The following is a 23,356-nucleotide window of genomic DNA, read 5'->3' on the forward strand; positions in this document are numbered from 1 at the left end:
TCGTTTATCTACTTAAAAGTAATAACACCGCGCTTATTATCACAATAGCAAAGGTGCTCATCATGCTCAATCCACGTGCCTTTAAATTATTGTTAATAATGGCAGAACCATGAACAACACGGCTGATAAATAATAAACCGCCTAGTGCATGCACATAATGACTAGCTAACCCTTGATACTCCAATAAAAAAACTAAAATTAAGCTAATGGGCACGTACTCAATAAAATTACCATGCGCTCGGGTTGCACGTTCAAGCGCGGTATTACTGCCATTACCTAACGAAATCCCTTCGGCTTTACGTATTTTTATAACATTAACACTCAAATAAATATAATAAAGGGCCAATAAGGCCGCATAGCTAGATATGATCACAGTAAAGTCCATTTAATTTTTCAGCAATAATAACACATAAGTTAAGCGGTAAATCAGAAGTTTTATCATGAACTATGCTAGAGTAATTTATACATTGGAATAGTAATAAGTAAGGATAATATGTATTTAAGAACAAAAATCACCAATCACTATCGTGAAATAATAAACAGTATTGGCTTTTATCCCTCACTCCTGTCTGTTGCGTTTTTAATTTTTGCTGTACTCACTATGTCTGTTGAATATTTAGCCCCTATTAAGCAATTTAAATCATTAATCTCATTTGTATTAGTAGACAGTGCAGAAAACGCACGAACCATATTAAGCACCTTAGCTGGCAGTATTATTTCGTTAACCGTATTTAGTTTTTCTATGGTGATGGTGGTTTTAAATTCAGCCAGCGCTAGCTTGTCACCCAGAGTCGTTCCTGGGCTTATTACCCGTAAATCGCATCAAATGGTATTAGGGTTTTATTTAGGCAGTATTATTTATTCTATTATAATGCTCATTAATATTAATAAGTTAGATAACGGAAATACGGCAATACCCTCATTAGGGGTACTCTTTGCGTTAATTTTTGGTTTGATTTCTTTGGGCTTGTTCGTTTTTTTTATTCACTCTATTTCAAAAGCAATTCAGGTTGATAACGTATTAAATGGTTTATTTAGACAAACCAAACAAGAGATCCAAGACATCATCAACAAACAAGGCGATAACCCCGTTGATAACTTTCCTGAATTTTCAAATTGGCATTCAATAAAAAGTACTACTGAGGGTTACTACAAAGGGGTTCACACAAATAAGCTGTGTGCTATTTTGGCTGAAGAAAAAATAGAACTTTTTATTACCGTTAAGCAAGGTTACTTTACCGTTAAAGGCTACCCGTTCTTAAAGTGTAATAAAGACATTTGTGAAAACGAAGAGTTAATAGAGAAAATTTTAGACTGCTTTATTTTTTATATAGAAGAATACATTAGCGATCATTACCGTTATGGATTAACCCAAATTTCTGAAATTGCTGTAAAAGCAATGAGCCCAGGGATTAACGATCCGGGGACAGCGGTTAAAGCTATTGATATGCTGAGTATTTTATTGATTGCTCGCCTAAAGATTAATGCGATTAACTACGCGTGTTATCAACCAGAAGAAGCCCCTTTACTCTATTTTCATGAAACCAGTTTTGATGAATTACTGCACGATAACTTCACTCCTTTGCGCAATTATGCCAAAGCAGATGCCTATGTAATGACCAATGTTATTGAAGCATTTAAAAATATTTTGTTTATTGCCAACGAGGATGTTGAAGCTCGAAACAGTGTGTTTAATTATTTAGGTGCCATTGTTGATGATATTAATCAGCACATTTGTAATGAGTATGACCGACGAGAAATTAGAAATATGCTACAAGCAATAGTGCGAATCAGTGAGTTACAAGGTAAGCAGTTGGTGGCACGTTTTGAGCAGCACCGACCTATTAGCGAGTAAGCTCTGTAGAGCTATTTATTCTACCGAGGGGCTAAGAGTTATCGCCCTCGGCAGCGCCTATTTGGCATTGAAAGATCATCAAACCCTAATCTATATAATAAATTGCATAGCTTGACGCGCTAATTGTAATTTCACCCGCATGATAGGCATCAGGGACATAATTACCAGGTGCACTGTCTGCCATCATTACTTTTTCACTGCGCATGTACGGTGTAGATGGCATATCAAGCGGGGTTAACGACGCGCTATATAAGCCTTTTAACTCTACATCAAAGTCGTCACTTAGCTCTTTTGCCGCGACTTTGGCTTGTTTAATTGCCATTTTTTGTGCTTTTTTATGCAGCTCATCGTAGTTGCTAGCTAAAAATTGCGTTTGTCTAATTTCATTAATGCCATTATTAACTAAGCTCTGTAATAATTCAGGGTATTTATTAATTGCAGAAAGTTTAATGGTGAGCGTTCTTGATACCTTAAAGCCAGTAAACTCTTGTTTACCTGTTTCACGATTATATTGGTTATCACGGTATATAGAAATTTGACCGGCATTAATATCCGCATCATCTACCTCTAGTTTTTTTACTAAACTTATTGCACTGGCCATAGTGGTATCGGTTTGTTTTTTTGCTGCAATTAAGTCTTTATCTATTTCAGTAATGCCCACCGTTAATAAAACATGATCCGGCATCGTCGTTAGTGAAGCTTCACCTTTAACATAAATATGCGGCTCTTCTGGGGCGTTGCTCGCATAAGCTGATGTACTGAGTAATGCGGCGGTTAAAATCGAAAGCGTTTTCATAAGTCTATCCTTTTAAATTTGATTGCATCAGTTAACACCTTATGCGGTTAATTAAAGATGAACAAGCATAAAAAAACAGGCAAAAGCCTGTTTTTTTTAATCTCTACTGTAATTAAATGCTGCAACGTTTGTAGTTACGGTATTTTGGTAACCAGTAGTTTTTGTCGATGGCTGCCCACAGCGCATCGTCTGAAATTTCAAGGGCAACGCCCTCTTCAATTGCCTTTTTAGCCACTGCAAACGCAATACGTTTACTAAGCGTTTCAATTTCAGTCAGTGCCGGTAGTAAGCTGCCTTTACCTGTATTAGCTAAAGGTGACGACTCAGCCAACATTTCGCTCGACATAATTAGCATCGCATCGGTAATACTCGTTGCTTTAGCGGCAATTACACCTAAACCAATACCTGGGAAAATATAGCTGTTGTTACATTGAGGAATTGGGTAAGTCACGCCGTTATAAACAACTGGGTCGAATGGGCTGCCAGTTGCAACAATTGCTTTGCCATCAGTCCATTTAATTACATCTTCTGGGTAGGCTTCTACTTGTTTAGATGGGTTACTTAACGGGAAAATAATTGGCGATTCACATTTAGCATGCATAGCGCGAATGACTTGTTCGGTAAATAAACCAGGTTGGCCTGATACGCCAATTAAAATATCTGGTTCAGCACAGTGCATTACATCTAATAATGACGCGTATTCGCCGCTGTAAGTCCAATCTGCTAGGCAGCTCGTTGGTTGCGCTAACATTTGTTGGAAGTCGCGTAAGCCTTGCATACCATCTGTTAATAAGCCAAAACGGTCAACCATAAATACTTGGCTGCGTGCCTGTGCTTCACTGATGCCCTCAGCAACCATAGTGCTAACAATTTGTTCAGCAATACCACAGCCTGCAGAGCCTGCGCCTACAAAAACAACTTTTTGAGTTGATAATTTAGCACCTTTAACACGACATGCTGCTAATAAAGACCCCACAGTAACCGACGCAGTACCTTGAATGTCATCATTAAAGCTACAAATTTCATTACGGTAACGCTTTAATAATGGCATTGCATTAGGCTGAGCAAAATCTTCAAACTGCAGTAACACATTTGGCCAGCGACGTTTAACTGCTTTAATGAATAAGTCTAAAAACTCATCGTATTCGTCTTGTGCAATACGTTTATGGCGAGCACCCATGTACATTGGGTCGTTTAATAATTTTTCGTTATTGGTTCCCACATCGAGCATAACCGGTAACGTATAAGCTGGGCTAATACCGCCACACGCGGTATACAAAGAAAGTTTACCAATTGGAATCCCCATGCCACCAATACCTTGGTCGCCAAGGCCTAAAATACGCTCACCGTCGGTAACAACAATCACTTTTACTTTGCCTTTTGTGGCATTACGTAAAATATCGTCAATGTGAAAGCGATCTTCATAGGAAATAAATAAACCACGGGCACTGCGATAAATATCAGAAAACTTTTCACAGGCATCACCCACTGTTGGGGTGTAGATAATAGGCATCATTTCTTCGATATGATCGCGCACTAAACGGTAATAAAGCGTTTCGTTATTATCTTGAATGGCGCGTAAATAAATGTGCTTATTTAAGTTGTCGTTAAAACTTGAGTATTGTTGGTAACAACGCTCAACTTGCTCTTCTATTGTTTCGTAACGAGGAGGAAGTAAACCAGCAAGATTAAAGTGTTCACGTTCTTTTTGGCTAAAAGCACTTCCTTTATTCAATAGTGGGGTTTCAATTAGGCCTGGGCCAGAATAAGGAATATAAAGATAATTTGGATCGGTATTTGTAGTCATATTTCCAAGCTTTACTGAATCTTAAGTAATGATCTGCCATTATCATTGTTAAAGGCTAAATTGCAATGACATTTAAGCTTGTCAGACCATTGAAAATTTACAAATACAAGCGCTACTTTAGTATAAAGCCACTCATATTTGGTGAATATGTTAGCTGGCTGTTGTGAGTTTATAAAAATTAAAACGGGCATTAGACCAGCGTTTGCTGTGTGCAATGATTACAACAGTGTCAGTTATTTTTAGATTTGCTAATTTTTTACGTTAGTTAACATACTATTTTCAATCAAATAATCATTAACTATTAAGCTGTTACATAAATAACAGCAGGTAATACATTAGCTGCAAACCTGCTGATGATTATACATGTTTTAGAATTTAAATGAGGCTTTATTATTACTTAAATCCGATAATGCCATCCCTTCCCTGCGAGGATCGGCGGCGCCATACAAACGGTTGTTTTTAACTTCTACCGCATGCAGCCCAGAGTTTAAGTCAATCACGCGCACATCATGGCCGCGCTTTTTAAGCTTTGGTACCACCGCTTCAAGTGCAGTGCCTTTCTCTACGCTGGTGTAGTCGTTGCGATTAGTGGTTCGCGGTAAATTAATGGCTTGTTGCGCATTTAAATCCCAATCTAAAACGCCAATAACAACTTGCGCTACATAATCAATAATGCGACTACCACCAGGAGAGCCGACCACTAAACGTAAGCTCCCATCTTGATTAAATACCATCACGGGTGACATTGAGCTGCGCGGACGTTTATGGGCTTCTACTCTGTTAGCCACTAACTTGCCATTTTTACGCGGCGAGAGTGAAAAATCAGTCAGCTGATTATTTAAAATATAACCATTAACCATCACTGTTGATCCAAACGCCATTTCAATAGAGCTGGTCATTGAAACAGCATTGCCTTTGCTATCCACAATTGATACATGCGAGGTAGAGGGCAATTCAAAAGAATCATCATTTGCATAGCTTAAGTGCTCAACAGGGTTGCCTGGCAATGCTTTTTGATCTTTTTCAGTAATTAATTTTGCGCGGGTGGCAATATAGTCTTTATTTAATAACTCTTGAGTAGGTACTTGGGTAAAGTCAGGATCGCCTATGTATTTATTACGATCGGCAAACGCAATACGTGACGCTTGGCTAAAGTAATGAATTGCCTCGGCACTATTGGCTTTAATGTTTGCCATGTCTTTGTGTTCAAGCAAGCCTAAAATTTGTAGTACTGAGATACCGCCACTACTTGGCGGCGCCATCGAGCAGACATTATAAACTCGGTATTTTATACAAACGGGTGCACGCTCTTTACTGCTGTAATTAGCAAGATCTTGCTCAGATAATTTACCAGGCGCAATTTTTGACTGTTGTACTGCTTTTACCATGGCTTTTGCATTATCACCTTTATAAAAAGCATCAATCCCTTGTGAGGCAATGTCTTTGTATAAATTAGCAAGCGGCTGATTTTTTTTAATACTGCCTACTTTGATCACTTCACCATTGGGAAAAAAATACTCATTTATGACCGGCATACTCATAACACCAGGGTTTAACTGCCTAACGAGTAAGCCATGTAATCGTGGAGATACTTCAAACCCTTGTTCAGCAAGCGCAATAGCTGGCTTAAATAAAGTTGCCCATGGCAAATTACCATATTGTTTATGGGCACTGGCAAACGCATGTAAAATACCTGGTACACCTACAGAGCGACCACCTACAACTGCTTCAATCCATTTAACAGCTTTGCCATGTTCATTTAAAAACAGGTTTTCATCGGCATTACTGGGGGCTGTTTCGCGACCATCAAAACTGGTGAGTTTATTGTTAGCTTTGTTGTAATACATCATAAACGTACCACCACCAATGCCTGATGATTGCGGCTCAACTAATGTAAGCACTAATTGAGTGGCAATTGCGGCATCAACGGCGCTTCCGCCTTGGGCTAAAATGGCCTTTCCCGCTTGTGAGGCATAAGGATTTGCAGCCGCAACCATGTATTTATCGCCTGGTACTAATTGCTTTTGTACTACCCCTGTGGCGGCTTCTGGTTCACGGGTTTCAATTTGACTTGCTTGCTGTGCAAATAAAGGTAAAGACAGTGCACTTAAAGAGAGAACAAATAAAGAGTTGAGCTTAAAATTCATAATTACTGATTAAACTTAAATTGCATGGAAGATAATTGGCATCTTAAAGTTAAACAGGCACAATATGCAAAAATAAATATAAAAAAATGATCACTAAATGCTTAATTTACCCCTTCAGCCGCGTTATGTTTTACCCCCCTTGTGTTTAATTGTATTAAGTACGCTCTTAGCATGGCTTGGTATGAACAATGAGCTTGAGTTTAATCGCCCATTAATTGAACATGGCCAACTATGGCGTTTATTTACCAGCCAATTTGTACATGCCAACTGGATACACTTAGGTTTAAATTGTTCTGGTATCGCGCTTATTTGGTTATTGCATGGTGAATACACTACACCTAAGCAATACAGCTTTAATATTGCATTTCTTGCGCTTTGGTGTGGCTTGGGGGTTTATTGGTTTTGTCCAACAATCATTATTTATACAGGGCTGAGTGCGCTATTGCATGGCGTGATCGTGTGGGGGGCGATAAAAGATGTCACTGTTGGGCTAAAATCAGGTTATATCTTGTTTATTGGCGTATGGATAAAACTTATTCTTGAGCAAGTTAATGGTCCAAGCGCAGAAATTGGTCAACTTATTCAATCAACGGTGGCCGTTGATGCGCATTTAATTGGCGCAATTGGTGGGGTTATATTAGCTGTGCCGCTGGTTGTAAAACACATCAAAAACGATACTAAACACAGTTAAAAAACGCCACATAAGTGGCGTTTTTATTTTTAGTCGATTAAAGCGTTTCTTTAAACAGTTTATAAATTCGACGGTATTCATCTAACCAGCTCGAAGGCTGAACAAAACCATGCGGTTCTACTGGGAAGATTGCTGTTTCAAAGTTTTCTTTTTCAAGTTCTATTAAACGCTGTACTAAACGCACTGAATCTTGAAAGAACACGTTATCATCAACCATAGGCGCATTTATTAATAAATGCTTTTTAAGCCCTTCTGCATAATAAATAGGTGAACTACGCTCATAGGCAATCGGGTCAACATCAGGGTGATTCAAAATGTTAGCCGTATAACCTGTGTTGTAATGAGCCCAATCAGTCACTGGACGAAGCGCTGCGCCTGATTGAAACAAGTCTGGTGCGGTAAATAACGCCATGAAGGTCATAAACCCACCATAAGAGCCACCGTAAGTCCCTACCGCTTGGGTATTAACATTGGCATTATCCGCCATCCATTTTACGCCATCGGCTAGATCTTGTGTTTCAGGTGTTCCCATTTGGCGATAAATAGCCGTTCGCCAATCACGACCATAGCCTTTAGATGCGCGGTAATCCATATCCATTACTACATAACCTTCATCTGCTAGTAATGAATGGAACATAAATTCACGGAAGTAGCCAGACCACCCCATATGTGAATTTTGCAAGTACCCTGCACCGTGGTTAAAAATAACCGCTTTGCGGGTTTTGCCTGTTTCACCCTCTTGGTAATCAGCGGGGTAATAGACTTTGGCGTATATGGGCTGTTCTGTATGACTAGATGGCACAGCAACAATTTTAGGCGCTGTGAGTTTTTTAGCTAAAAACGCATCAGATACCGTATTGGTTAAACGAGTCGCGGTTGTGTTTGCTTTAGCCTCTGCCACATAAAGTTCAGTCGGCATAGTGATTTTAGAATGTCTAAGTAATAACTTAGATTGATCAGGGCTTAAGGTGTAATCCGTCATACCGTTTAAGTCGGTTACTTGCTCACTAACACCTGTTTGTGGATTAACGCGGTATATTTCGTAAAGACCCGGATGCTCAATATTCGCTTTATAATAAATAGCACTATTGTCATCAGTAAGCGTTAAGTCAGACACTTCAAACTGACCTTGTGTTAAAGCCGTAGCCTTGCCATTTAAAGGTTTTTTATAAAGCTGACTGTACCCCGACTCTTCCGATAAATAATACAGCGTGGTTGAGTCATTTAACCAACCAAAGTCGTTAAACGCATACGCAATCCACGCATCGTCATGTAAACGGTGTTGAGATACGAGTTTGTTATTTTCAAAATCAACAGTGGCCAACCAACGATCTTTGTTATCCCATGCTTCAAGCATAATCGCCACTTGGCTGCCATCATCGTTCCAGCTGATTGGCGATTGATCCCATCCCCAGTCTGAAATTACATTAATACCACGCGGTTGTTTCTTAGACTTATACGTTTTGCCTTCGCGGGCATAGTTTTCTTTTTTAACCTCAGCGAGTACATCTTCATCAAAACCAGGCAAGGTATTAAACCCTAAAGTAGTTTGGCTTTGATCTGCAAGGTTAATATAAACAATTTCAGAAGTTTGCTCTTTAGCGTCAGCCACACGACGGCGAACTTTTTTAGGCTCTATAGTCGCATCATCAGTGATGTAGTTAGGCATAATGTCGCCTTCACCACGCCATGAACTTTTTTCTTGAACAACCACAATTAACGCGTCGCCATTTGGAGAAAGCTGGGCTTCATCAACCGTGTTGCCATCGCCTAAATAGTAATGCGTGTTGGCAATTGAGCTATTTTGAGTTTTGACTTGCTCATTTCGCGCATACTTGTCTTGTTTGTTTTTATGCTGCAGTGCAATGTAATCAATCAGCTTATGTTGTTCTTTGGCAATATAAGTTGTTGGCTCTTTTACGCCTTGTGGTTTGTCAGCCAGTTTTAAATTAGCAATTTCACGGGTTAAACCTGTGGTTAAATCTACTTTAAAAAAGATATTACCTTGGCGATACGCTAAATTACCATCGTTTAAAAATTGTGGTTTTGACTCGGTGGCTGAGCTTTGCGTAATTTGCTTAATTACACCTGACTTTACGTTTTTAATAAATATGTTGCCTTCAAACACATAAGCTTGAAGTGATTTATCGTTAGAAAAAACAGCTTTACTTGAGCCTACGCTGTGAAGCTGATTTAAAGCCACTTGCTCTGCTGTTTGAGCGTTTACAGCTTGAGTGAATAAATCTCTTAGCTCACTACCTTGTTGTTTACGCGCGTAAATAACGGTACTTGAGTCAGCACTCCAAAATGCACTTTGCGGTTGGCGTCCAATCCAATCAGGGTGAGCCATCGCTTGTTCAAGCGTAATTTTTGAGACACCCATGTCTGCAGGTGTGTTAACAACACTTGCAACCTTGGTATTTGTTTGAATAGCTGAGTCATTAGAAGTTGTGGCGGTTGCTGTACAGCCCGCTAACATAACACTTGACGCAACAGCCATTGCAACAAGTGTTTTAGAAGATGAAAATTTAAAAATCATAGTGCTTCTTGACGGTTATTATAATTAACCGTATTTAAGCAGAAGCACCTTTATAATTGCAATTATTTAAGATAAACAACGCTGATATCGGGGTGAGTAACCCGTTTATTCAACCGTTAAATCAAGCCATACCATACGGTGGTCACTTGATGCGTTTCTATCTTTGATTAAACGGTACAATTCGCTTTGTTTTTTCGGCCAAAATACGCCACCATCTTTAATGGTTAGCCCATAATTTGAAGGCAGAACGTAATCAACGCGTGCCTGCCAATTAGCAGTATAATTTTTAGCATAAGCTTGTGGGTATTGCTCTTTAGCGCCCTCACTGGTTGGAATAAAACCGGCATTAATCATCGGGCTTTTAAGTAACTGATCTGTTGTATTTGTGCGCTTTTTATCGCCCTCAGGGGCGGCATTTAGGTCACCTAAAATCACAAAGCGTGATTTTGCTGCAAGGCCGCCCTTTTTACCGTTATCGTCATACAGGTAACTTTCGTTATTAACGTAATCAGCAATTAATCTAATTTCATCATGATTACGAATGCCGTTTCTGTCTTCATCACCATCAAACACAGGCGGCGTAGGATGCGAGGCTAACATATGAACTACTTTATCATTTACTTTTACTGGTATATCCCAAAACGATTTAGAGCTTAAACGTAAAGCATTCCATTCTTCTTCGTTATACCAATTTGTATTGGTTTTTGGGTCTACCGGCATTTTCACATTCGGTAAATCTTTGTGCTTAAACGTTTGCAGGGTTCTGATGTTGTCAAAATCAATGGGGTAACGAGACAAAAACGCCATTGCGTAGTGGCCTTCAAAAAATCCAAAACCTTGCGCATCGCCCATCACACTATTTTTTTTGCCATCGTTGTCTAAATCAAACTCTGTGGCTAAGCCTGTGTTAACTGGTGCAATGTAAACATAAGGGTAATCGATAGCCGCTTGATCATTTTGCCCTACATTTAAGTAATGGGTTTTAAAGTATTCTATCCCTTGTGATTTAGGGACGTAGTCAAATTCATTTAAAAGCACCACATCTGGACGAACGCGTTGAATTATTTCAGCAATATTTTTAATTTGCTGGTGGTCAGAGCGCAGCGCGTTAACTAAGGCATCGCTTTTTACTTTTTCATTTTTAGCGGTGTAATTGGTTGCATCCATACTGACATTAAACGTTGCGACCCGTAATGACTCTGCGTGAACATAGCTTGCTGAAACCAGTGACAATAAAAAGCCACCAATAATTTTAATACCGAGATCATGTCTCATTATATGAATCCATCTATAATTAATAATAAAATAACACTGCTAACCACGATCCAAAGAATCACAGCCATTAAAAACGGTTTAATTCCCGCTTGCTTTAGTACCGATAACGACAAACCACTGCCAATTAAAAACAGTGTCATCACTAGTATTTGCTTCGCTGCAATGTTTATCAACTCCCAATAAGATGAAAGCGACGGCACATAGGTATTAATTAATGCGGCTAATAAAAAGCCTACAATAAATAATGGAATACTCGCCTTTTCATCTGAGCGCATAAACACACCCGCAAGCGTAGTGTATGGAATAATCCACATAGCACGAGTAAGCTTCACTGTTGTTGCTATGCTCAGTGCCACTGCACCATAAGTAGCCGATGCACCTACCACGCTGCTGGTATCATGAATTGCAAGTGCAGCCCATAATCCAAACTGCTCTTGGGTTAATTCAAAATAGTGCCCAATTGCAGGGAATAATAATAACCCAACACCATTGAGTAAAAATACGATACCCAGCGCCACAGCCACTTCATGATCTTTGGCTTTTATAACCGGTGCCATGGCCGCAATAGCGCTACCACCACAAATAGCGGTTCCAAAGGAAATTAACACGCCTGTGTTACGATTAAGTTTAAACACTTGAGTTAAAATTTCGCCAAGCCCAATTATGGCAGTAATACTGACAATTGTTAACACTAAAGAGCTGCGACCAACCTCAATTACCTGATTAAAATCAACAGCAAACCCCAACCCCACAACCGCCAACTTTAGCATCCATTTACTGGCCTTTTGTGATAACTCAGCAAACGGGTTACCCAAGGTAATCGCAAACAACGCTCCCATAACCAAGGCACTGCCAGCACCAATAAATGGAGTGACGCACAGAGCCAGTAATATTATAAATACAGGTTTATGTAATTTAGCGATAATCATAGCTTTAAGCGCGAATGAGTTTATTAGTCAGTTTGTGGACAACGGGGGCAACAAATATAACCGTTGGAAAGGCAATACAAAAGGCAAATAACCACGCTTTAAGCCAGATAGATACGATGTTATCGACCATACCAACATTAAATAAAGAAATAACTAACGACATAAAACCTGACATGAAAAGTGCCATAAAAAAGGCAAACACAATAGTACGAAACTTTGGATGGATCATTGAAAAGAACCTTTAGAAGGTAAAGCGATATATTGAAGTTAAGTTCAATTTATCGCTTTGTTTTTTAACTTATAATAGCGATTTGCTGGTAGCTAATACACCGGGGTAATCTTGCTCTGGCAAACACATTGCGAGTTCACCAAGGCGTTCACCTAATTGCTGTAAATTATCAGCAGATACATTAATGTGGCCCATTTTGCGACCAGGTTTTACACTTTTACCGTACCAATGGCTGGTTACATATGCTGTTTTTAACACATCAGTAGGGATTTGTGCTTGGCCTAATACATTTATCATAGCAGTAGGCTGCTTAATTTGCGTACTACCTAAAGGTAGGCCGGCAACAGCGCGCATATGGTTTTCAAATTGCGAGCAATGTGCACCTTGTTGCGTCCAATGGCCTGAGTTATGAACTCGCGGCGCAATTTCATTAACCAGTAATGTACCTTGCACATCAAAAAACTCAATGGCGAGTACACCAACATAATTAAGCTCATTAGCAATTCGGGTAAATGCCGTTATTGCTTGTTGCTCTAGTTGGCTATTATTGTTTTTACCTGCAACCGAAAGCGTTAACACACCCTCGGTGTGCTCATTTTCAGTTAATGGATAAATAGCAACATGGCCGTGTTTATCGCGTGCACCAATAATAGAGACTTCACGGTCAAAAGGGATCATTTTTTCTGCAATTATGGTGTGCGGAGCGTGCTCAGTGCCTGATGCAATAAAATCAGCCATTTCAGCCCAAATTTGCTCAATTTGATCGTCTGATTTTAAACGCCATTGGCCTTTACCATCGTAACCCGCTTGGCATGTTTTAATGACTAATGGCTTACCAAGTGTTTGAACCGCGAGTTCAAGATGCGCTTTTTCTGTAATTAATTGATATGGCGCGCATGCAACAGCGGTTTTATCTAGGAGCGCTTTTTCAAGCGCACGGTCGCCACCGGTTTTAATGGCTTGTTTGCCCGGATAAAACTTATTGCTATTACAACACTGTGTAAGTACATCATCTGGAATATGTTCAAACTCGGCCGTAATAGCATCAGCGTTTTCTATCGCCTGTTCGAGCGTTGTTGGGTACACTTCATTGGTAAGCGGATGTACAATCTTTTTGCTGCCTACATCATAAGCAACCACATTTAAATTAAGCGGTGCACCAGCTAAGCTCATCATTCGTGCTAGCTGCCCTGCCCCTAAAATTAAAATATTCATGATCACTCTGCAGGATTTGGGTTAGCTAAAACAGTCTCAGTTTGTTCTTTACGGAACGCTTCGATTTTTGCGAAGATTTCTGGATTTTGACATCCTAAAATTTGTGCCGCTAATAAACCTGCGTTTGCAGCACCGGGCTCACCAATAGCAAGAGTACCTACCGCAACACCTTTTGGCATTTGGCAAATAGATAACAGAGAGTCTACACCGTTTAGCGCTTTAGATTTAACGGGTACGCCTAAAACTGGCAGAGATGTAAACGCTGCCGCCATTCCCGGTAAGTGCGCCGCGCCACCTGCGCCTGCAATAATAACTTTAATACCGCGTTCTGCGGCTGAACTTGCGTAATCGGCAAGTAATTGAGGAGTGCGGTGGGCAGAAACCACTTTAGTTTCATACTCAATGCCAAATTTTTCTAGCATAAGGGTGGCGTGTTCCATGGTTGGCCAATCTGATTTAGAACCCATAATAATGCCAACAGTCATAAATACTCCTCAGTAATGTATTTTAAAAATAGCGGACTTATGTCCGGTTTTATGGCGGGTATTATATACTTAAATGCTGCACTAATGCGACCAGCAGGCAATAAAAAAGCCATGTTAAACATGGCTTTTTTTAAACAGCGAAACAATCAGCAATTAAGCTTCTTTACTCGCTAAATATTCTGAGTAGTTACCTCTAAAGTCGATAACTTTACCGTCTTTAATTTCCCAAATACGGGTGGCAACTGATGATACAAACTGACGGTCGTGTGACACAAACATCAAGGTACCTTCATACGCTTCAAGTGCTAAGTTAAGCGCTTCAATTGATTCCATATCCATGTGGTTGGTTGGCTCATCCATTAATAAGATATTTGGTTTATGCATCATGATTTTACCAAACAGCATACGACCTTGCTCACCACCAGATATTACTTTTACTGATTTTTTTATATCGTTTTGTGAAAACAACATACGACCCAAGAAGCTACGCACTACTTGCTCATCGTCGCCCTCTTGTTGCCATTGCTCCATCCACTCAAACAAATTCATGTCTTTTTCAAACTCATCGGCATGATCTTGTGCATAGTAGCCAATGTTTGCATTTTCAGACCATTTAAACTCACCGCTTTTAGGCGCTAAACGTCCTGCTAAAGTGTTTAATAATGTTGTTTTACCCACACCATTTTCACCAATAATAGCAATGCGTTCACCTACTTCAACCAAACCCTCAAGGCCTGAGAATAAAGTTTCTTCAAAACCTTGAGATAAGCTAGTCATTTCTAGTGCGTTACGAAATAACTGCTTTTCTTGTTCAAAACGAATAAACGGTGTTTGACGTGACGACGCTTTTACTTCGTCTAATTGAATTTTATCAATTCGTTTTGCACGTGAAGTGGCTTGCTTTGCCTTTGATGCGTTGGCAGAAAAGCGCGATACAAATTGTTGAAGCTCTGCTATTTGGCTTTTCTTTTTGGCGTTTTCACTTAATAAACGTTCGCGTGCTTGAGTAGCTGCAAACATGTATTCATCGTAGTTACCCGGGTAAATACGTAGTTCACCGTAGTCAATATCGGCCATGTGCGTACATACCGAATTTAAAAAGTGACGGTCATGCGAGATGATGATCATGGTACAGTCACGTTGATTCAATACATCTTCAAGCCACTTAATTGTATAAATGTCCAAGTTATTGGTAGGCTCATCGAGCAGCATGATATCAGGGTCTGAAAACAATACTTGAGCTAGAAGCACACGAAGTTTAAAACCTGGTGCAATTTCTGACATAGGTCCGTAGTGCTGCTCTGTAGCAATACCCACACCTAATAGTAACTCACCCGCTTTAGATTCAGCCGAGTAACCGTCCATTTCAGCAAATTCAGTTTCAAGATCGGCTACTTTCATGCCGTCTTCTTCACTCATTTCAGGTAGGCTATATATACGGTCACGTTCTTGTTTGATATCCCACAATTCTTTATGACCCATAATCACGGTATCAATAACAGAATATTCTTCGTAGGCGAATTGATCTTGGTTTAGTTTAGCAACGCGCTCATTTGGATCAGTACTTACGTTACCCGAAGATGGTTCTAATTCACCACTAAGGATTTTCATAAAGGTCGACTTACCACAACCATTAGCACCAATTAAACCATAACGGTTTGATTCGCCAAATTTAGCTGAGATATTTTCAAATAACGGTTTAGCACCAAATTGCATGGTGATGTTAGCTGTACTAATAATAGCGCTACCCTCCAAGGGAGACTGAAGTATTTAAATTGCGCGCAGTTTAAACCAAATCACCGTTTTTTTCTATGAAAGTTTATAGCACCAAACTCAAAGTAAACGGTGGCTGTTTATTAACTATAAAAGCAATTAAATAGCCAAAGTACTGGGCGAGTAAATGTGCTAAAAAGGTGAGTAAAACTCATTATTGTACTGTTGATGCAGTAAAAAATGTTTAATAAAAAAACAACTAGCATAAAACCCTTTATAAATTATTTAATCGCGTTTACAGGCGACTTGGTCGCATTTTACTTTTATTAACAATTAATACGGCTATATTAACGTTTTTTATAGTATTAGAGTTTTAGCTCTACCCATGCCGACACGTGCAACTATGAAAAAAATTCAACACACCCTCTCCTGCATTTAAGCCTAATGTCTTATTCCAAAATTAAATGGCAGTTTATGCGGCTACAAAATAAAAACAGCATTAACTTAAAATGAACAAGCTGCGTGTTTTGTGCTAATTATCATTGATAATTTTTCACTTTTGAGCCTTTTACTGCTTTGCTAGTCTGCACGACTTCGAATTTAGTAATTATAAAAACGTCTTTAATTTAGGCAAGGCACACACAATGAAAAGAAAATTAGTATCGCTAGCAATTGCGGGTATTTTAGCTGCTCCAAGTGTTTCAGCAGTAGAAGTATTTAAGGATGAAAAAAATACAATCGCAGTAGGCGGATATATTGATGCGCGAGTGATAAATACTCAAGGTCAAAACGAAATCGTCAATGGTGCCTCACGAATTAATTTTGATTTTAAACGCCAACTAAAAAACGGCTGGGAAGCAATGGCTTTAGTTGAATGGGGTGTCAACCCTGTTGGCAGTAGCGATATTGTATACAACAACCGTTTTGAATCTATTCAGGATGAGTTTTTATATAATCGTTTAGGTTATGCAGGACTTAAACACGATAAATACGGCCAAATTACGATTGGTAAACAATGGGGTGCGTGGTTTGATGTTGTGTATGCAACAAACTACAGCTATGTATGGGATGGTAACGCTGCCGGTGTTTACACTTACAACAAAGACGATGGTGCAGTAAATGGTACTGGTCGTGGTGATAAAACACTGCAATACCGTAATAGCTACAACGACTTTGACTTTAGTGTTCAAACTCAGTTAAAAAACAGCGCTTTTTATACATGTGATGTAAGTAATATTACAGAATCACAATGCCAAGCAAATTTTGAGTCTGGAGATTCTGCTGCACAACAAGTTGAATTTAACTATACGTTTGGCGGTGCAGTAACCTATAACGTGACTGATAAGCTAAAACTGACCGCGGGTATTAACCGCGGCGAGTTTGAATTAACGTATGGCGACGGAACAACCCGCTCTGTTGACGATTTAATTTATGGTGCAGGTGTTATTTGGGGCAATATTGATGCGCCAGGCTTGTATGTAGCCGCTAATATCAACAAAAACGAAAACCACGATACAGATAACATAGGTCGTTTAATTAAAGATGCGATTGGTATTGAAACATTTGTGTCGTATCGCTTTGATAACGATTTTAGACCATTTATTGCCTATAACTTATTTGATGCAGGTGATGACTACGTAATTCAACCAAACTTTAATGCCGATCCTAACGATGTATTTAAGCGTCAGTTTGCAGTTATTGGTGTGCATTACTTAATTGACCAAGACACACAACTTTATGTAGAAGCACGTAAAGACTTTGGTGATTTTGAAAGTAATAATAAACAGCAGCAAGCGCTAATGGAGCAATCTGAAGATGACGGTATTGCTTTTGGTTTTAGATACGTTCTTTAATATCAGTTGAGCTTTCAAGCTTAAAATCACAAAGCTAAACTTAAAGCCCTGCAAAATAGCAGGGCTTTTTTTCGATTTGTTTAGTTGAAGCTTGAGCTATTTTTTCTTAAATGCTTTTTTTAACGCACGCGTCCCCTCTGTTGGCCCTAGAATAAGCCATAAAAAAGCAACCCCTCCTGGGACTAAAACTGCTTTTAATATTGGCCCTAGCAAATAAGAATAAAAATAAATTAGTGGAATAAAAAGTACATAACCAATAACACGTTTGATAAACTTCATGTAACATCCTTATAAAAATGAGCATGCTCACAATATTAATTGAGCGCGCTCAATTAATCAAATAATGATTTAGCCCTTTTATTTAACCCTTTTATTTAACAAACAAGTAAAGCATTGAAATATAATGAGTAAAAAAGAAAAGACACGCGATAAAATTTTAGCTTCAGCATGGGAATTATTTTTGCTGCAAGGTTACGATCACACATCAACAAGAGAAATAGCGGTTGCAGCCAATGTTGCTGTAGGTACAGTGTTTAGTCATTTTGAAAATAAAATTGATTTATTGATGGCCGGTATGCAACAACAAATAGCCGTTATTATTAACCAAGCAAAGCAGTTAGATACGCAGCACTCCCCTCGCTTAAAGTTACGTCATTACGCTCATCCGCTTTATTCTTTTTATTGTGAAAATAGTGAATTTAGTAAGCTATTAATTAGCGACATCATTTGGAGAACGTCTTTTTTTAAAGCGCAGATGGATGAGTTTAAACAACTGCTTTTTAGTGAACAACCGAAGTTTGATGAAACAAAAGCAAGCGTAATGATGGACTGTTATTTTATGACCCTGATCACAGGTTTAAACGACGAGATACCAAATGCAGAAAGCATGTTAATGCAACTGAGCAACAAAATTGCATTGTTGTAACGTCAATTATAAAAAGCTGGAGTTTAAGTCTGTGTATTACTGATCCATTGATGGAAAACCCGATGTTAGCTGCAATTAAAATGTCTAACTTAGAACATGTAAATAATTACATTGTTGCTTTGTTTAATTTGGTTTTCCCGCTCCTACACAACTGACTTAATAAAACGCTTAGATTTAAGTAAAATAAACGCCCAATACACGCCACCAAAAACTCCCTCCCTGATAATATTTTTTTAAAAATTAATCTACTGCTTAGACTTGTTTAAATCAATTTAAGTATGATGTGTTCTTTAAGGTGTGTGCTCCACCAGCAGTAAAGCAATATAAATCAATGCAAACTAAATTTAATTGATCACCGTCATTAATTAATCAGAAGGCGTGTTAATTTGCGAGCTCAAGAACGCCATATAATTTAACAGTGCTTTATCGACACTCAGTGCAGGGTTTTGATTATGTTCAGCATTACTATTAATTGTACTTCCCCACTTAAGCCAGTCGTTTGGATGTTTTGCTAAACTAGTAACTAAATTATTATATGCAGCTAACATTAGGGATTGTTCTGCCCCACCAACAGTGATATATAAAAATGTTGGCTGTTTTATACTATTCACGTTTGTTTTTAAAAACGTGTCGAACCGTTTCGTCACTGTCATATCGTCATACCAAGCGGCTGGGCTAAACACAAAATAAGCATTAAATAGCTGCGGCTTACTATGTAAAGTATATAGAGTAAAGCTTCCACCTGCAGAAAAGCCTATTAACCCACGTTGACTAGTTAACTTATAATTAGCCGCTATATATGGCAGTAATTCTTGCTCTATAAAAGCTAAAAACAAATCAGCTTTACCAAAAAGTTCAGGCGAAGTTTCATTGTTAGGTCGAGGATTTATATTAACGTCCTTCCTTGCATAAGGTGGCACAAGATCACGATTTCGAGTATCAGTAAAAAACTGATTAGGTATGGCAACTAAAATAGCCTCATTTAATATGCTTTCAGTATTTAATGCTTTTAGCGCCTTATCCCAATTAGCTAAATTAAAATTACCGTCTGTTTTTATAAAAAGTGGATACGCTTTATTTTTGTCAAAATCATCGGGTAATCTTATAAATACCTTACGAGACTCATTAAGCACTTTCGAATCTAAGGTTACATCAACAAAGTCTGAAACATTATTTTGATAATAACTAAACCCAGTTATTACAAACCCAAATACACTAACAGCTAACAATACATTTAAAATAATCGTTTTTTTAATTCTCATACGGGGCTCATTTTAGTTAATTGCTTATGCCATACACCACTATTAAGTTGCGGGTTAAATACAAAGCCAAGTTTAGTGAGTAAGTTATAACAGCGTACATTTTTACCATGAATTTCTGCATATAAGTGCTCAATGTTTATAGAGCTATGCACTTCACTGACAAAGCCTTTAAGTACTTCTTGCATTAAGCCTTGCTGCCAATAAAAAGGATCGAGTTCGAAGCCCAAATAAGCACTTTGGGTTTGGCTATTTATGTTATATAAACCACAGGTACCAATTAGGTCACCAGATATATTATGTTCAATCGCAAGCCGAACACCTTCACCTTGGTAATAACTCGAGATATCATCTTGAATTAACTGCTTAATATGCTGTTTATTTAGCGGGGTTTTATAATCGTTAAACTCATAAACGAATGGATTATTTAAAATTGTTAATAGCGCTGCGCCGTGTTTGTGGGTAATTAAACGTAAGGTAACGCGGGGTAATTTTATAGTTTTAAACATGCCTACGCCAAATAAAGTAAACGCGCTTTAAATAGCACTTTATAGAGCGTCATTATTAACTTACCATACCGTATTCACAAGCATTAATTGAGATAAACTATGAGTGACAATTTTAAAGTAATACAACCAACTACTACTGTTTACTGCCCAAAACGTGGTGAAGGTTGGACCCTTACCGGCATTACTAATATTAACGAGTTTACGTCGGTTATGTTTGATGGTGTACGTTACACCTTACCAGCGAGAGAAATTGTAGAGCAGTTGCTGCCTAACCAATTAGCGCGTGAACAGCAAAATAGCTAAATTAAACAAAATTTATCACTTAACCATATGTACACAGTTTTCTGGTAATGGGCTTAAGTTTTGATTTTCTGGGGTATTAGCAGCAACTTTAAAGCCTAGCTTTTTATAAGCCGATACTGCTGCTAGGTTGTTTTTATAAACAAACAATGAGCAATCATTAACATTTAAGTTTAATTGCCCATGTTTACATAATGCTTTAATTAGGGTGGCTGCAATTCCCTCCCCCCTTCGTATAGGGTTTACTATTAAACGCGCCAAATGACATTTGTTTTTTTGTTGATAATATTGCCCAAAAGCGAGTAATACGTTTTGTTGTCCAACCAATACAAAAGAAGTCGAGACATCAAGGTTTAAGTCTTCAATAAAAGTCTGCGCCGTAAATGGGTACCTAAAGTAAGGGAAAGCCCATTGAGTTATGTCATGTTGATCATTAAACCAACTCATTAGCTCGATAATATGCGTATTATTAAGTGATTGTAATGTCATTCGCCTTGTTGATTCCTTCAAAACGCATCATCTTCGCTATACACATTTACGCCAAGCTCGTCTTCATCATCAAATACCACAAACGTAATAGGCTTACAGCATACTTGGCAGTCTTCTATGTATTGCTCATCAAGGTCGGCTACATCAATTAATACATCCATTGACTCACCACAGTAAGGACAACTAATTGACTTTTCGGTTAACTGGTTCATGATTTCCCCTTTCAAATTTACATAAGGTTATAATTTCACTTTAATAAACAACCTTATATATGACAATGCTCGTAGAGTGACTTAATAATTCAAATTTAAACAGCGTTAGCTAAAATATTGTTAACTTAATTAAATCAACTAAGCCATGTTGGTTCTGATTTAAAAAATAATCGCATTGCCAACGCTGAGTAACTTTAGCAGAGTTACTAAATGCGCCAGTCCCTTTTAATGCCCTACTTTCGCTCCAAGGCGGAAATACTCTAAAAGCCGTTTTGCCTTTATGGTTTCTACCTGTAACGATGCCTTTTTTAACTAACAACTCAACCGGAAATAAAAAGAAACCTTTTTGTATATTTGCTACTTGGTTATTAATAGTGGTTAATCCATCACTTGAAACAGCTACTAATAAATAGTCAAACTCATTGGCAAATGGAATTGGTTTAGAATTACTTAAATCCGCTGGGCGTTTCCATAGTGCTAAAAAAGCGCCAGGTCTGTCGGGTGTCGCTTTAGCTTTTCTGTAAATTATACGTTTTTGGTTTAAAGTAAATGCATAGCCATGGTATTGGGCATTTTGATTATGAGGTATCAACTCATCAGCGTTTGGTAGTTTATACCCTGAGGGAGCAAAGTTGTTTTGTAAAATGATTAATAATTCATCATGCAAATGATCATTCGTCATTAAACTTTTCATATCTCGCATCCGTTTTATATAAAGTGAGTTCAAACCCTTAAGCAACTTTGTAATGAAAGAGTTTTTAAAGTTAGCGGGTCTTACTATACAAGTATTTATACATAACTAAAGGTGAACATTTTTATGAAACACACATTAGCGCTAGCATTGACCTCTATGGGGATTTTGTTTAGCTCATTAACATACGCTAAAACCGAACAAGCTATTTTAGCCGGTGGCTGTTTTTGGTGTATGGAAAGTGACTTTGAAAAACTCGAAGGTGTAACCGATGTGATCTCAGGGTTTACTGGTGGTGAACTTAAAAATCCAACCTACAATGGTAATCACCAAGGCCACTACGAAGCTGTTCTGGTTACCTACAACACTAATGTATTAAGCTATCAAGATATTTTAAACCATTACTGGGTGAATATTGATCCTTTTGACGCAAAAGGTCAGTTTTGTGATAAAGGCCCAAGCTACCGTAGTGCGATTTTTGTTGCTAATGAGCAACAGCGACAATTAGCTAAGCAATCTAAACAAGCGGTAGTTAACGAATTTCCTGAGCAAACAGTGGTAACCCCTATTCTCGATGCTAAAACCTTTTACCCTATAAAGGGCGATGAAAGTTATCACCAAGATTATTACAAAAATAACCCTATTCGTTATAACACCTATCGCTGGCGTTGTGGCCGTGATAGTCGCCTGGAAGACATTTGGGGGCGATAAAGTTACCCACTGAGTTTATAAACCCAAAAGGCTGCAAAAAATGCAGTCTTTCTAATATTTAAGCAAACTAATAGCAGACTAATTATTTATTCTATTCTCAAAGCTGCAAGCCCACTTAAAAATTCATTTTTTAAGACGGTTAAATAGGCTTCCTATCATGATGATTTCTTTTTATAGGAAACACCTTAAACCAAAATACCATTTCAAAAACAAAGCCCGCAATAATAAAAATAAATAAGCCAGTAGTGCTACCATAAGAATAACAGGCAATAGCAGCAATAATTAATGCAGCTAAAATCAACCATTTTATGAACGCATTCATCTTTAATACCCAGTGCTTAATAACATAGTTTGAATTAGCAACTATCAGTTATTTCTTGATTCTTTAATAAAGCGATATCTAAATTCAGACAAGTAACCGAGTACCATAACCAACATTGTAGAATTAAAATCGCCATTAATAAGAAGCGTCCAAATATACTCTTTAGTATTAAAGCTGATGTATACGCTCATTACAAACGCAACAATGCTACACCCCTTAAACATCCATGAATATTCACCAAAAAAAGACTCAAACATACTTTTATCAATAGGTTTATCTTCCATAATAACTCCTTGCATTTACAACGTTTTTTAATAAGTTTGCTTATCGTAATAGCTAGCTTATTACATGTCTATTATATCGTTAAAGTTAAATGTTACGGATCACGGCAAGATCATTATAAA

The 23,356-nt window shown here is 38.2% G+C and carries 24 protein-coding genes and 1 pseudogene; 6 read left to right on the forward strand and 19 right to left on the reverse strand.

Features of this window, described 5'->3' with window-relative positions; translation table 11 throughout:
* Positions 1 to 4 precede the first annotated feature (4 nt).
* Positions 5 to 373, reverse strand: a complete 369-nt coding sequence (locus tag CWC14_RS13150) for an MAPEG family protein (RefSeq protein ID WP_138563267.1) — start codon at positions 371 to 373, stop codon at positions 5 to 7.
* Between the two features lie 120 nt (positions 374 to 493).
* Here CWC14_RS13150 and CWC14_RS13155 point away from each other — a divergent pair, with 120 nt between their 5' ends.
* Positions 494 to 1,855 (forward strand): DUF2254 domain-containing protein, encoded by a 1,362-nt coding sequence (locus CWC14_RS13155; protein WP_138563269.1) that lies wholly within the window; start codon positions 494 to 496, stop codon positions 1,853 to 1,855.
* Positions 1,856 to 1,940: 85 nt separating this feature from the next.
* Here CWC14_RS13155 and CWC14_RS13160 read toward each other — a convergent pair whose 3' ends face one another.
* The 3 genes from CWC14_RS13160 to ggt form a co-directional block, all read right to left on the reverse strand.
* Complete coding sequence (locus CWC14_RS13160; RefSeq protein WP_138563271.1) at positions 1,941 to 2,651, reverse strand: SIMPL domain-containing protein; 711 nt, start codon at positions 2,649 to 2,651, stop codon at positions 1,941 to 1,943.
* Positions 2,652 to 2,763: 112 nt separating this feature from the next.
* A complete protein-coding gene (locus CWC14_RS13165) occupies positions 2,764 to 4,458 on the reverse strand; it encodes an NAD-dependent malic enzyme (RefSeq protein WP_013464938.1) in 1,695 nt (564 codons plus the stop codon).
* Positions 4,459 to 4,826: 368 nt separating this feature from the next.
* Positions 4,827 to 6,605, reverse strand: coding sequence for a gamma-glutamyltransferase (gene ggt, locus CWC14_RS13170; protein WP_138563273.1), 1,779 nt, complete (start codon positions 6,603 to 6,605; stop codon positions 4,827 to 4,829).
* Between the two features lie 97 nt (positions 6,606 to 6,702).
* Between ggt and rrtA the strand changes: the two genes are divergently transcribed.
* A complete protein-coding gene (gene rrtA / locus CWC14_RS13175) occupies positions 6,703 to 7,296 on the forward strand; it encodes a rhombosortase (RefSeq protein ID WP_138563275.1) in 594 nt (197 codons plus the stop codon).
* Positions 7,297 to 7,333: 37 nt separating this feature from the next.
* Here the strand turns inward: rrtA and CWC14_RS13180 are convergent, their stop codons facing one another.
* The 7 genes from CWC14_RS13180 to CWC14_RS13210 all read right to left on the reverse strand — a co-directional run bounded on the left by CWC14_RS13180 (position 7,334) and on the right by CWC14_RS13210 (position 15,708).
* Positions 7,334 to 9,835, reverse strand: coding sequence for a S9 family peptidase (locus CWC14_RS13180; RefSeq protein ID WP_138563277.1), 2,502 nt, complete (start codon positions 9,833 to 9,835; stop codon positions 7,334 to 7,336).
* 105 nt (positions 9,836 to 9,940) lie between these two features.
* A complete protein-coding gene (locus CWC14_RS13185; RefSeq protein WP_138563279.1) occupies positions 9,941 to 11,110 on the reverse strand; it encodes an endonuclease/exonuclease/phosphatase family protein in 1,170 nt (389 codons plus the stop codon).
* Positions 11,110 to 12,039: a YeiH family protein gene (locus CWC14_RS13190; RefSeq protein ID WP_138563281.1), complete on the reverse strand. Its 930-nt coding sequence runs from the start codon at positions 12,037 to 12,039 to the stop codon at positions 11,110 to 11,112. Before CWC14_RS13190 ends, CWC14_RS13185 begins: the two co-directional genes overlap by 1 nt.
* A 4-nt stretch (positions 12,040 to 12,043) precedes the next feature.
* Positions 12,044 to 12,268: a DUF2798 domain-containing protein gene (locus CWC14_RS13195; RefSeq protein WP_013464944.1), complete on the reverse strand. Its 225-nt coding sequence runs from the start codon at positions 12,266 to 12,268 to the stop codon at positions 12,044 to 12,046.
* 69 nt (positions 12,269 to 12,337) lie between these two features.
* On the reverse strand, positions 12,338 to 13,483 hold the full coding sequence (locus CWC14_RS13200) for a 5-(carboxyamino)imidazole ribonucleotide synthase (RefSeq protein ID WP_138563283.1): 1,146 nt from the start codon (positions 13,481 to 13,483) through the stop codon (positions 12,338 to 12,340).
* A gap of 2 nt (positions 13,484 to 13,485) precedes the next feature.
* Positions 13,486 to 13,968, reverse strand: coding sequence for a 5-(carboxyamino)imidazole ribonucleotide mutase (gene purE / locus CWC14_RS13205; RefSeq protein ID WP_138563285.1), 483 nt, complete (start codon positions 13,966 to 13,968; stop codon positions 13,486 to 13,488).
* Between the two features lie 153 nt (positions 13,969 to 14,121).
* Complete coding sequence (locus CWC14_RS13210) at positions 14,122 to 15,708, reverse strand: ABC-F family ATPase (protein WP_076916071.1); 1,587 nt, start codon at positions 15,706 to 15,708, stop codon at positions 14,122 to 14,124.
* Between the two features lie 617 nt (positions 15,709 to 16,325).
* On the opposite strand from CWC14_RS13210, the gene CWC14_RS13215 reads away from it, so the two are divergent.
* A complete protein-coding gene (locus CWC14_RS13215) occupies positions 16,326 to 17,534 on the forward strand; it encodes a porin (RefSeq protein WP_138563287.1) in 1,209 nt (402 codons plus the stop codon).
* 96 nt (positions 17,535 to 17,630) lie between these two features.
* Here CWC14_RS13215 and CWC14_RS13220 read toward each other — a convergent pair whose 3' ends face one another.
* Entirely contained in the window at positions 17,631 to 17,813 is a 183-nt protein-coding gene (locus tag CWC14_RS13220) for a hypothetical protein (protein ID WP_024602491.1), read from the reverse strand.
* Between the two features lie 124 nt (positions 17,814 to 17,937).
* Here CWC14_RS13220 and CWC14_RS13225 point away from each other — a divergent pair, with 124 nt between their 5' ends.
* Positions 17,938 to 18,459, forward strand: a complete 522-nt coding sequence (locus CWC14_RS13225) for a TetR/AcrR family transcriptional regulator (protein WP_138563289.1) — start codon at positions 17,938 to 17,940, stop codon at positions 18,457 to 18,459.
* Between the two features lie 365 nt (positions 18,460 to 18,824).
* On the opposite strand, the gene CWC14_RS13230 is transcribed toward CWC14_RS13225, so the two are convergent.
* Entirely contained in the window at positions 18,825 to 19,721 is an 897-nt protein-coding gene (locus tag CWC14_RS13230) for an alpha/beta hydrolase (RefSeq protein ID WP_138563291.1), read from the reverse strand.
* Positions 19,718 to 20,227: a GNAT family N-acetyltransferase gene (locus CWC14_RS13235; protein WP_138563293.1), complete on the reverse strand. Its 510-nt coding sequence runs from the start codon at positions 20,225 to 20,227 to the stop codon at positions 19,718 to 19,720. The genes CWC14_RS13230 and CWC14_RS13235 overlap by 4 nt, the downstream gene beginning before the upstream one ends.
* 99 nt (positions 20,228 to 20,326) lie before the next feature.
* Between CWC14_RS13235 and CWC14_RS13240 the strand changes: the two genes are divergently transcribed.
* Entirely contained in the window at positions 20,327 to 20,530 is a 204-nt protein-coding gene (locus CWC14_RS13240; RefSeq protein ID WP_013464954.1) for a hypothetical protein, read from the forward strand.
* A gap of 15 nt (positions 20,531 to 20,545) precedes the next feature.
* On the opposite strand, the gene CWC14_RS13245 is transcribed toward CWC14_RS13240, so the two are convergent.
* The 3 genes from CWC14_RS13245 to CWC14_RS13255 form a co-directional block, all read right to left on the reverse strand.
* The gene (locus CWC14_RS13245; RefSeq protein WP_138563295.1) at positions 20,546 to 21,016 is read right to left on the reverse strand and encodes a GNAT family N-acetyltransferase; all 471 of its coding nucleotides are present in this window, start codon (positions 21,014 to 21,016) and stop codon (positions 20,546 to 20,548) included.
* A 17-nt stretch (positions 21,017 to 21,033) separates the two neighbouring features.
* Positions 21,034 to 21,228, reverse strand: a complete 195-nt coding sequence (locus tag CWC14_RS13250) for a CPXCG motif-containing cysteine-rich protein (RefSeq protein ID WP_024602486.1) — start codon at positions 21,226 to 21,228, stop codon at positions 21,034 to 21,036.
* Between the two features lie 109 nt (positions 21,229 to 21,337).
* Positions 21,338 to 21,922 carry a MepB family protein gene (locus tag CWC14_RS13255; protein WP_249928753.1) on the reverse strand — a complete coding sequence of 195 codons (585 nt, stop codon included), beginning with the start codon at positions 21,920 to 21,922 and terminating at the stop codon, positions 21,338 to 21,340.
* A gap of 123 nt (positions 21,923 to 22,045) precedes the next feature.
* On the opposite strand from CWC14_RS13255, the pseudogene msrA reads away from it, so the two are divergent.
* Positions 22,046 to 22,643 (forward strand): annotated as a pseudogene (gene msrA / locus CWC14_RS13260) (peptide-methionine (S)-S-oxide reductase MsrA).
* Between the two features lie 126 nt (positions 22,644 to 22,769).
* Here msrA and CWC14_RS13265 read toward each other — a convergent pair.
* Together CWC14_RS13265 and CWC14_RS13270 are read right to left on the reverse strand one after the other, a co-directional pair.
* Complete coding sequence (locus CWC14_RS13265) at positions 22,770 to 22,952, reverse strand: hypothetical protein (RefSeq protein WP_138563299.1); 183 nt, start codon at positions 22,950 to 22,952, stop codon at positions 22,770 to 22,772.
* A gap of 44 nt (positions 22,953 to 22,996) precedes the next feature.
* The gene (locus tag CWC14_RS13270; RefSeq protein WP_076921292.1) at positions 22,997 to 23,236 is read right to left on the reverse strand and encodes a hypothetical protein; all 240 of its coding nucleotides are present in this window, start codon (positions 23,234 to 23,236) and stop codon (positions 22,997 to 22,999) included.
* Between the last annotated feature and the right edge of the window lie 120 nt (positions 23,237 to 23,356).

It is taken from the genome of Pseudoalteromonas sp. S3260 (assembly GCF_005886925.1).
Classification (GTDB): Bacteria; Pseudomonadota; Gammaproteobacteria; order Enterobacterales; family Alteromonadaceae; genus Pseudoalteromonas; species Pseudoalteromonas tetraodonis.

What these genes read in the sequence shown, in the direction of transcription:
- CWC14_RS13270 (WP_076921292.1), bottom strand. Translation starts at nt 23,236, where the DNA reads ATGGAAGATAAACCTATTGATAAAAGTATGTTTGAGTCTTTTTTTGGT.
- CWC14_RS13155 (WP_138563269.1), top strand. Translation starts at nt 494, where the DNA reads ATGTATTTAAGAACAAAAATCACCAATCACTATCGTGAAATAATAAAC.
- CWC14_RS13245 (WP_138563295.1), bottom strand. Translation starts at nt 21,016, where the DNA reads ATGACATTACAATCACTTAATAATACGCATATTATCGAGCTAATGAGT.
- CWC14_RS13230 (WP_138563291.1), bottom strand. Translation starts at nt 19,721, where the DNA reads ATGAGAATTAAAAAAACGATTATTTTAAATGTATTGTTAGCTGTTAGT.
- CWC14_RS13190 (WP_138563281.1), bottom strand. Translation starts at nt 12,039, where the DNA reads ATGATTATCGCTAAATTACATAAACCTGTATTTATAATATTACTGGCT.
- CWC14_RS13165 (WP_013464938.1), bottom strand. Translation starts at nt 4,458, where the DNA reads ATGACTACAAATACCGATCCAAATTATCTTTATATTCCTTATTCTGGC.
- CWC14_RS13160 (WP_138563271.1), bottom strand. Translation starts at nt 2,651, where the DNA reads ATGAAAACGCTTTCGATTTTAACCGCCGCATTACTCAGTACATCAGCT.
- CWC14_RS13195 (WP_013464944.1), bottom strand. Translation starts at nt 12,268, where the DNA reads ATGATCCATCCAAAGTTTCGTACTATTGTGTTTGCCTTTTTTATGGCA.
- CWC14_RS13215 (WP_138563287.1), top strand. Translation starts at nt 16,326, where the DNA reads ATGAAAAGAAAATTAGTATCGCTAGCAATTGCGGGTATTTTAGCTGCT.
- CWC14_RS13200 (WP_138563283.1), bottom strand. Translation starts at nt 13,483, where the DNA reads ATGAATATTTTAATTTTAGGGGCAGGGCAGCTAGCACGAATGATGAGC.
- CWC14_RS13250 (WP_024602486.1), bottom strand. Translation starts at nt 21,228, where the DNA reads ATGAACCAGTTAACCGAAAAGTCAATTAGTTGTCCTTACTGTGGTGAG.
- CWC14_RS13255 (WP_249928753.1), bottom strand. Translation starts at nt 21,922, where the DNA reads ATGAAAAGTTTAATGACGAATGATCATTTGCATGATGAATTATTAATC.
- CWC14_RS13240 (WP_013464954.1), top strand. Translation starts at nt 20,327, where the DNA reads ATGAGTGACAATTTTAAAGTAATACAACCAACTACTACTGTTTACTGC.
- CWC14_RS13235 (WP_138563293.1), bottom strand. Translation starts at nt 20,227, where the DNA reads ATGTTTAAAACTATAAAATTACCCCGCGTTACCTTACGTTTAATTACC.
- CWC14_RS13220 (WP_024602491.1), bottom strand. Translation starts at nt 17,813, where the DNA reads ATGAAGTTTATCAAACGTGTTATTGGTTATGTACTTTTTATTCCACTA.
- CWC14_RS13180 (WP_138563277.1), bottom strand. Translation starts at nt 9,835, where the DNA reads ATGATTTTTAAATTTTCATCTTCTAAAACACTTGTTGCAATGGCTGTT.
- ggt (WP_138563273.1), bottom strand. Translation starts at nt 6,605, where the DNA reads ATGAATTTTAAGCTCAACTCTTTATTTGTTCTCTCTTTAAGTGCACTG.
- CWC14_RS13185 (WP_138563279.1), bottom strand. Translation starts at nt 11,110, where the DNA reads ATGAGACATGATCTCGGTATTAAAATTATTGGTGGCTTTTTATTGTCA.
- CWC14_RS13265 (WP_138563299.1), bottom strand. Translation starts at nt 22,952, where the DNA reads ATGAATGCGTTCATAAAATGGTTGATTTTAGCTGCATTAATTATTGCT.
- CWC14_RS13225 (WP_138563289.1), top strand. Translation starts at nt 17,938, where the DNA reads ATGAGTAAAAAAGAAAAGACACGCGATAAAATTTTAGCTTCAGCATGG.
- purE (WP_138563285.1), bottom strand. Translation starts at nt 13,968, where the DNA reads ATGACTGTTGGCATTATTATGGGTTCTAAATCAGATTGGCCAACCATG.
- rrtA (WP_138563275.1), top strand. Translation starts at nt 6,703, where the DNA reads ATGCTTAATTTACCCCTTCAGCCGCGTTATGTTTTACCCCCCTTGTGT.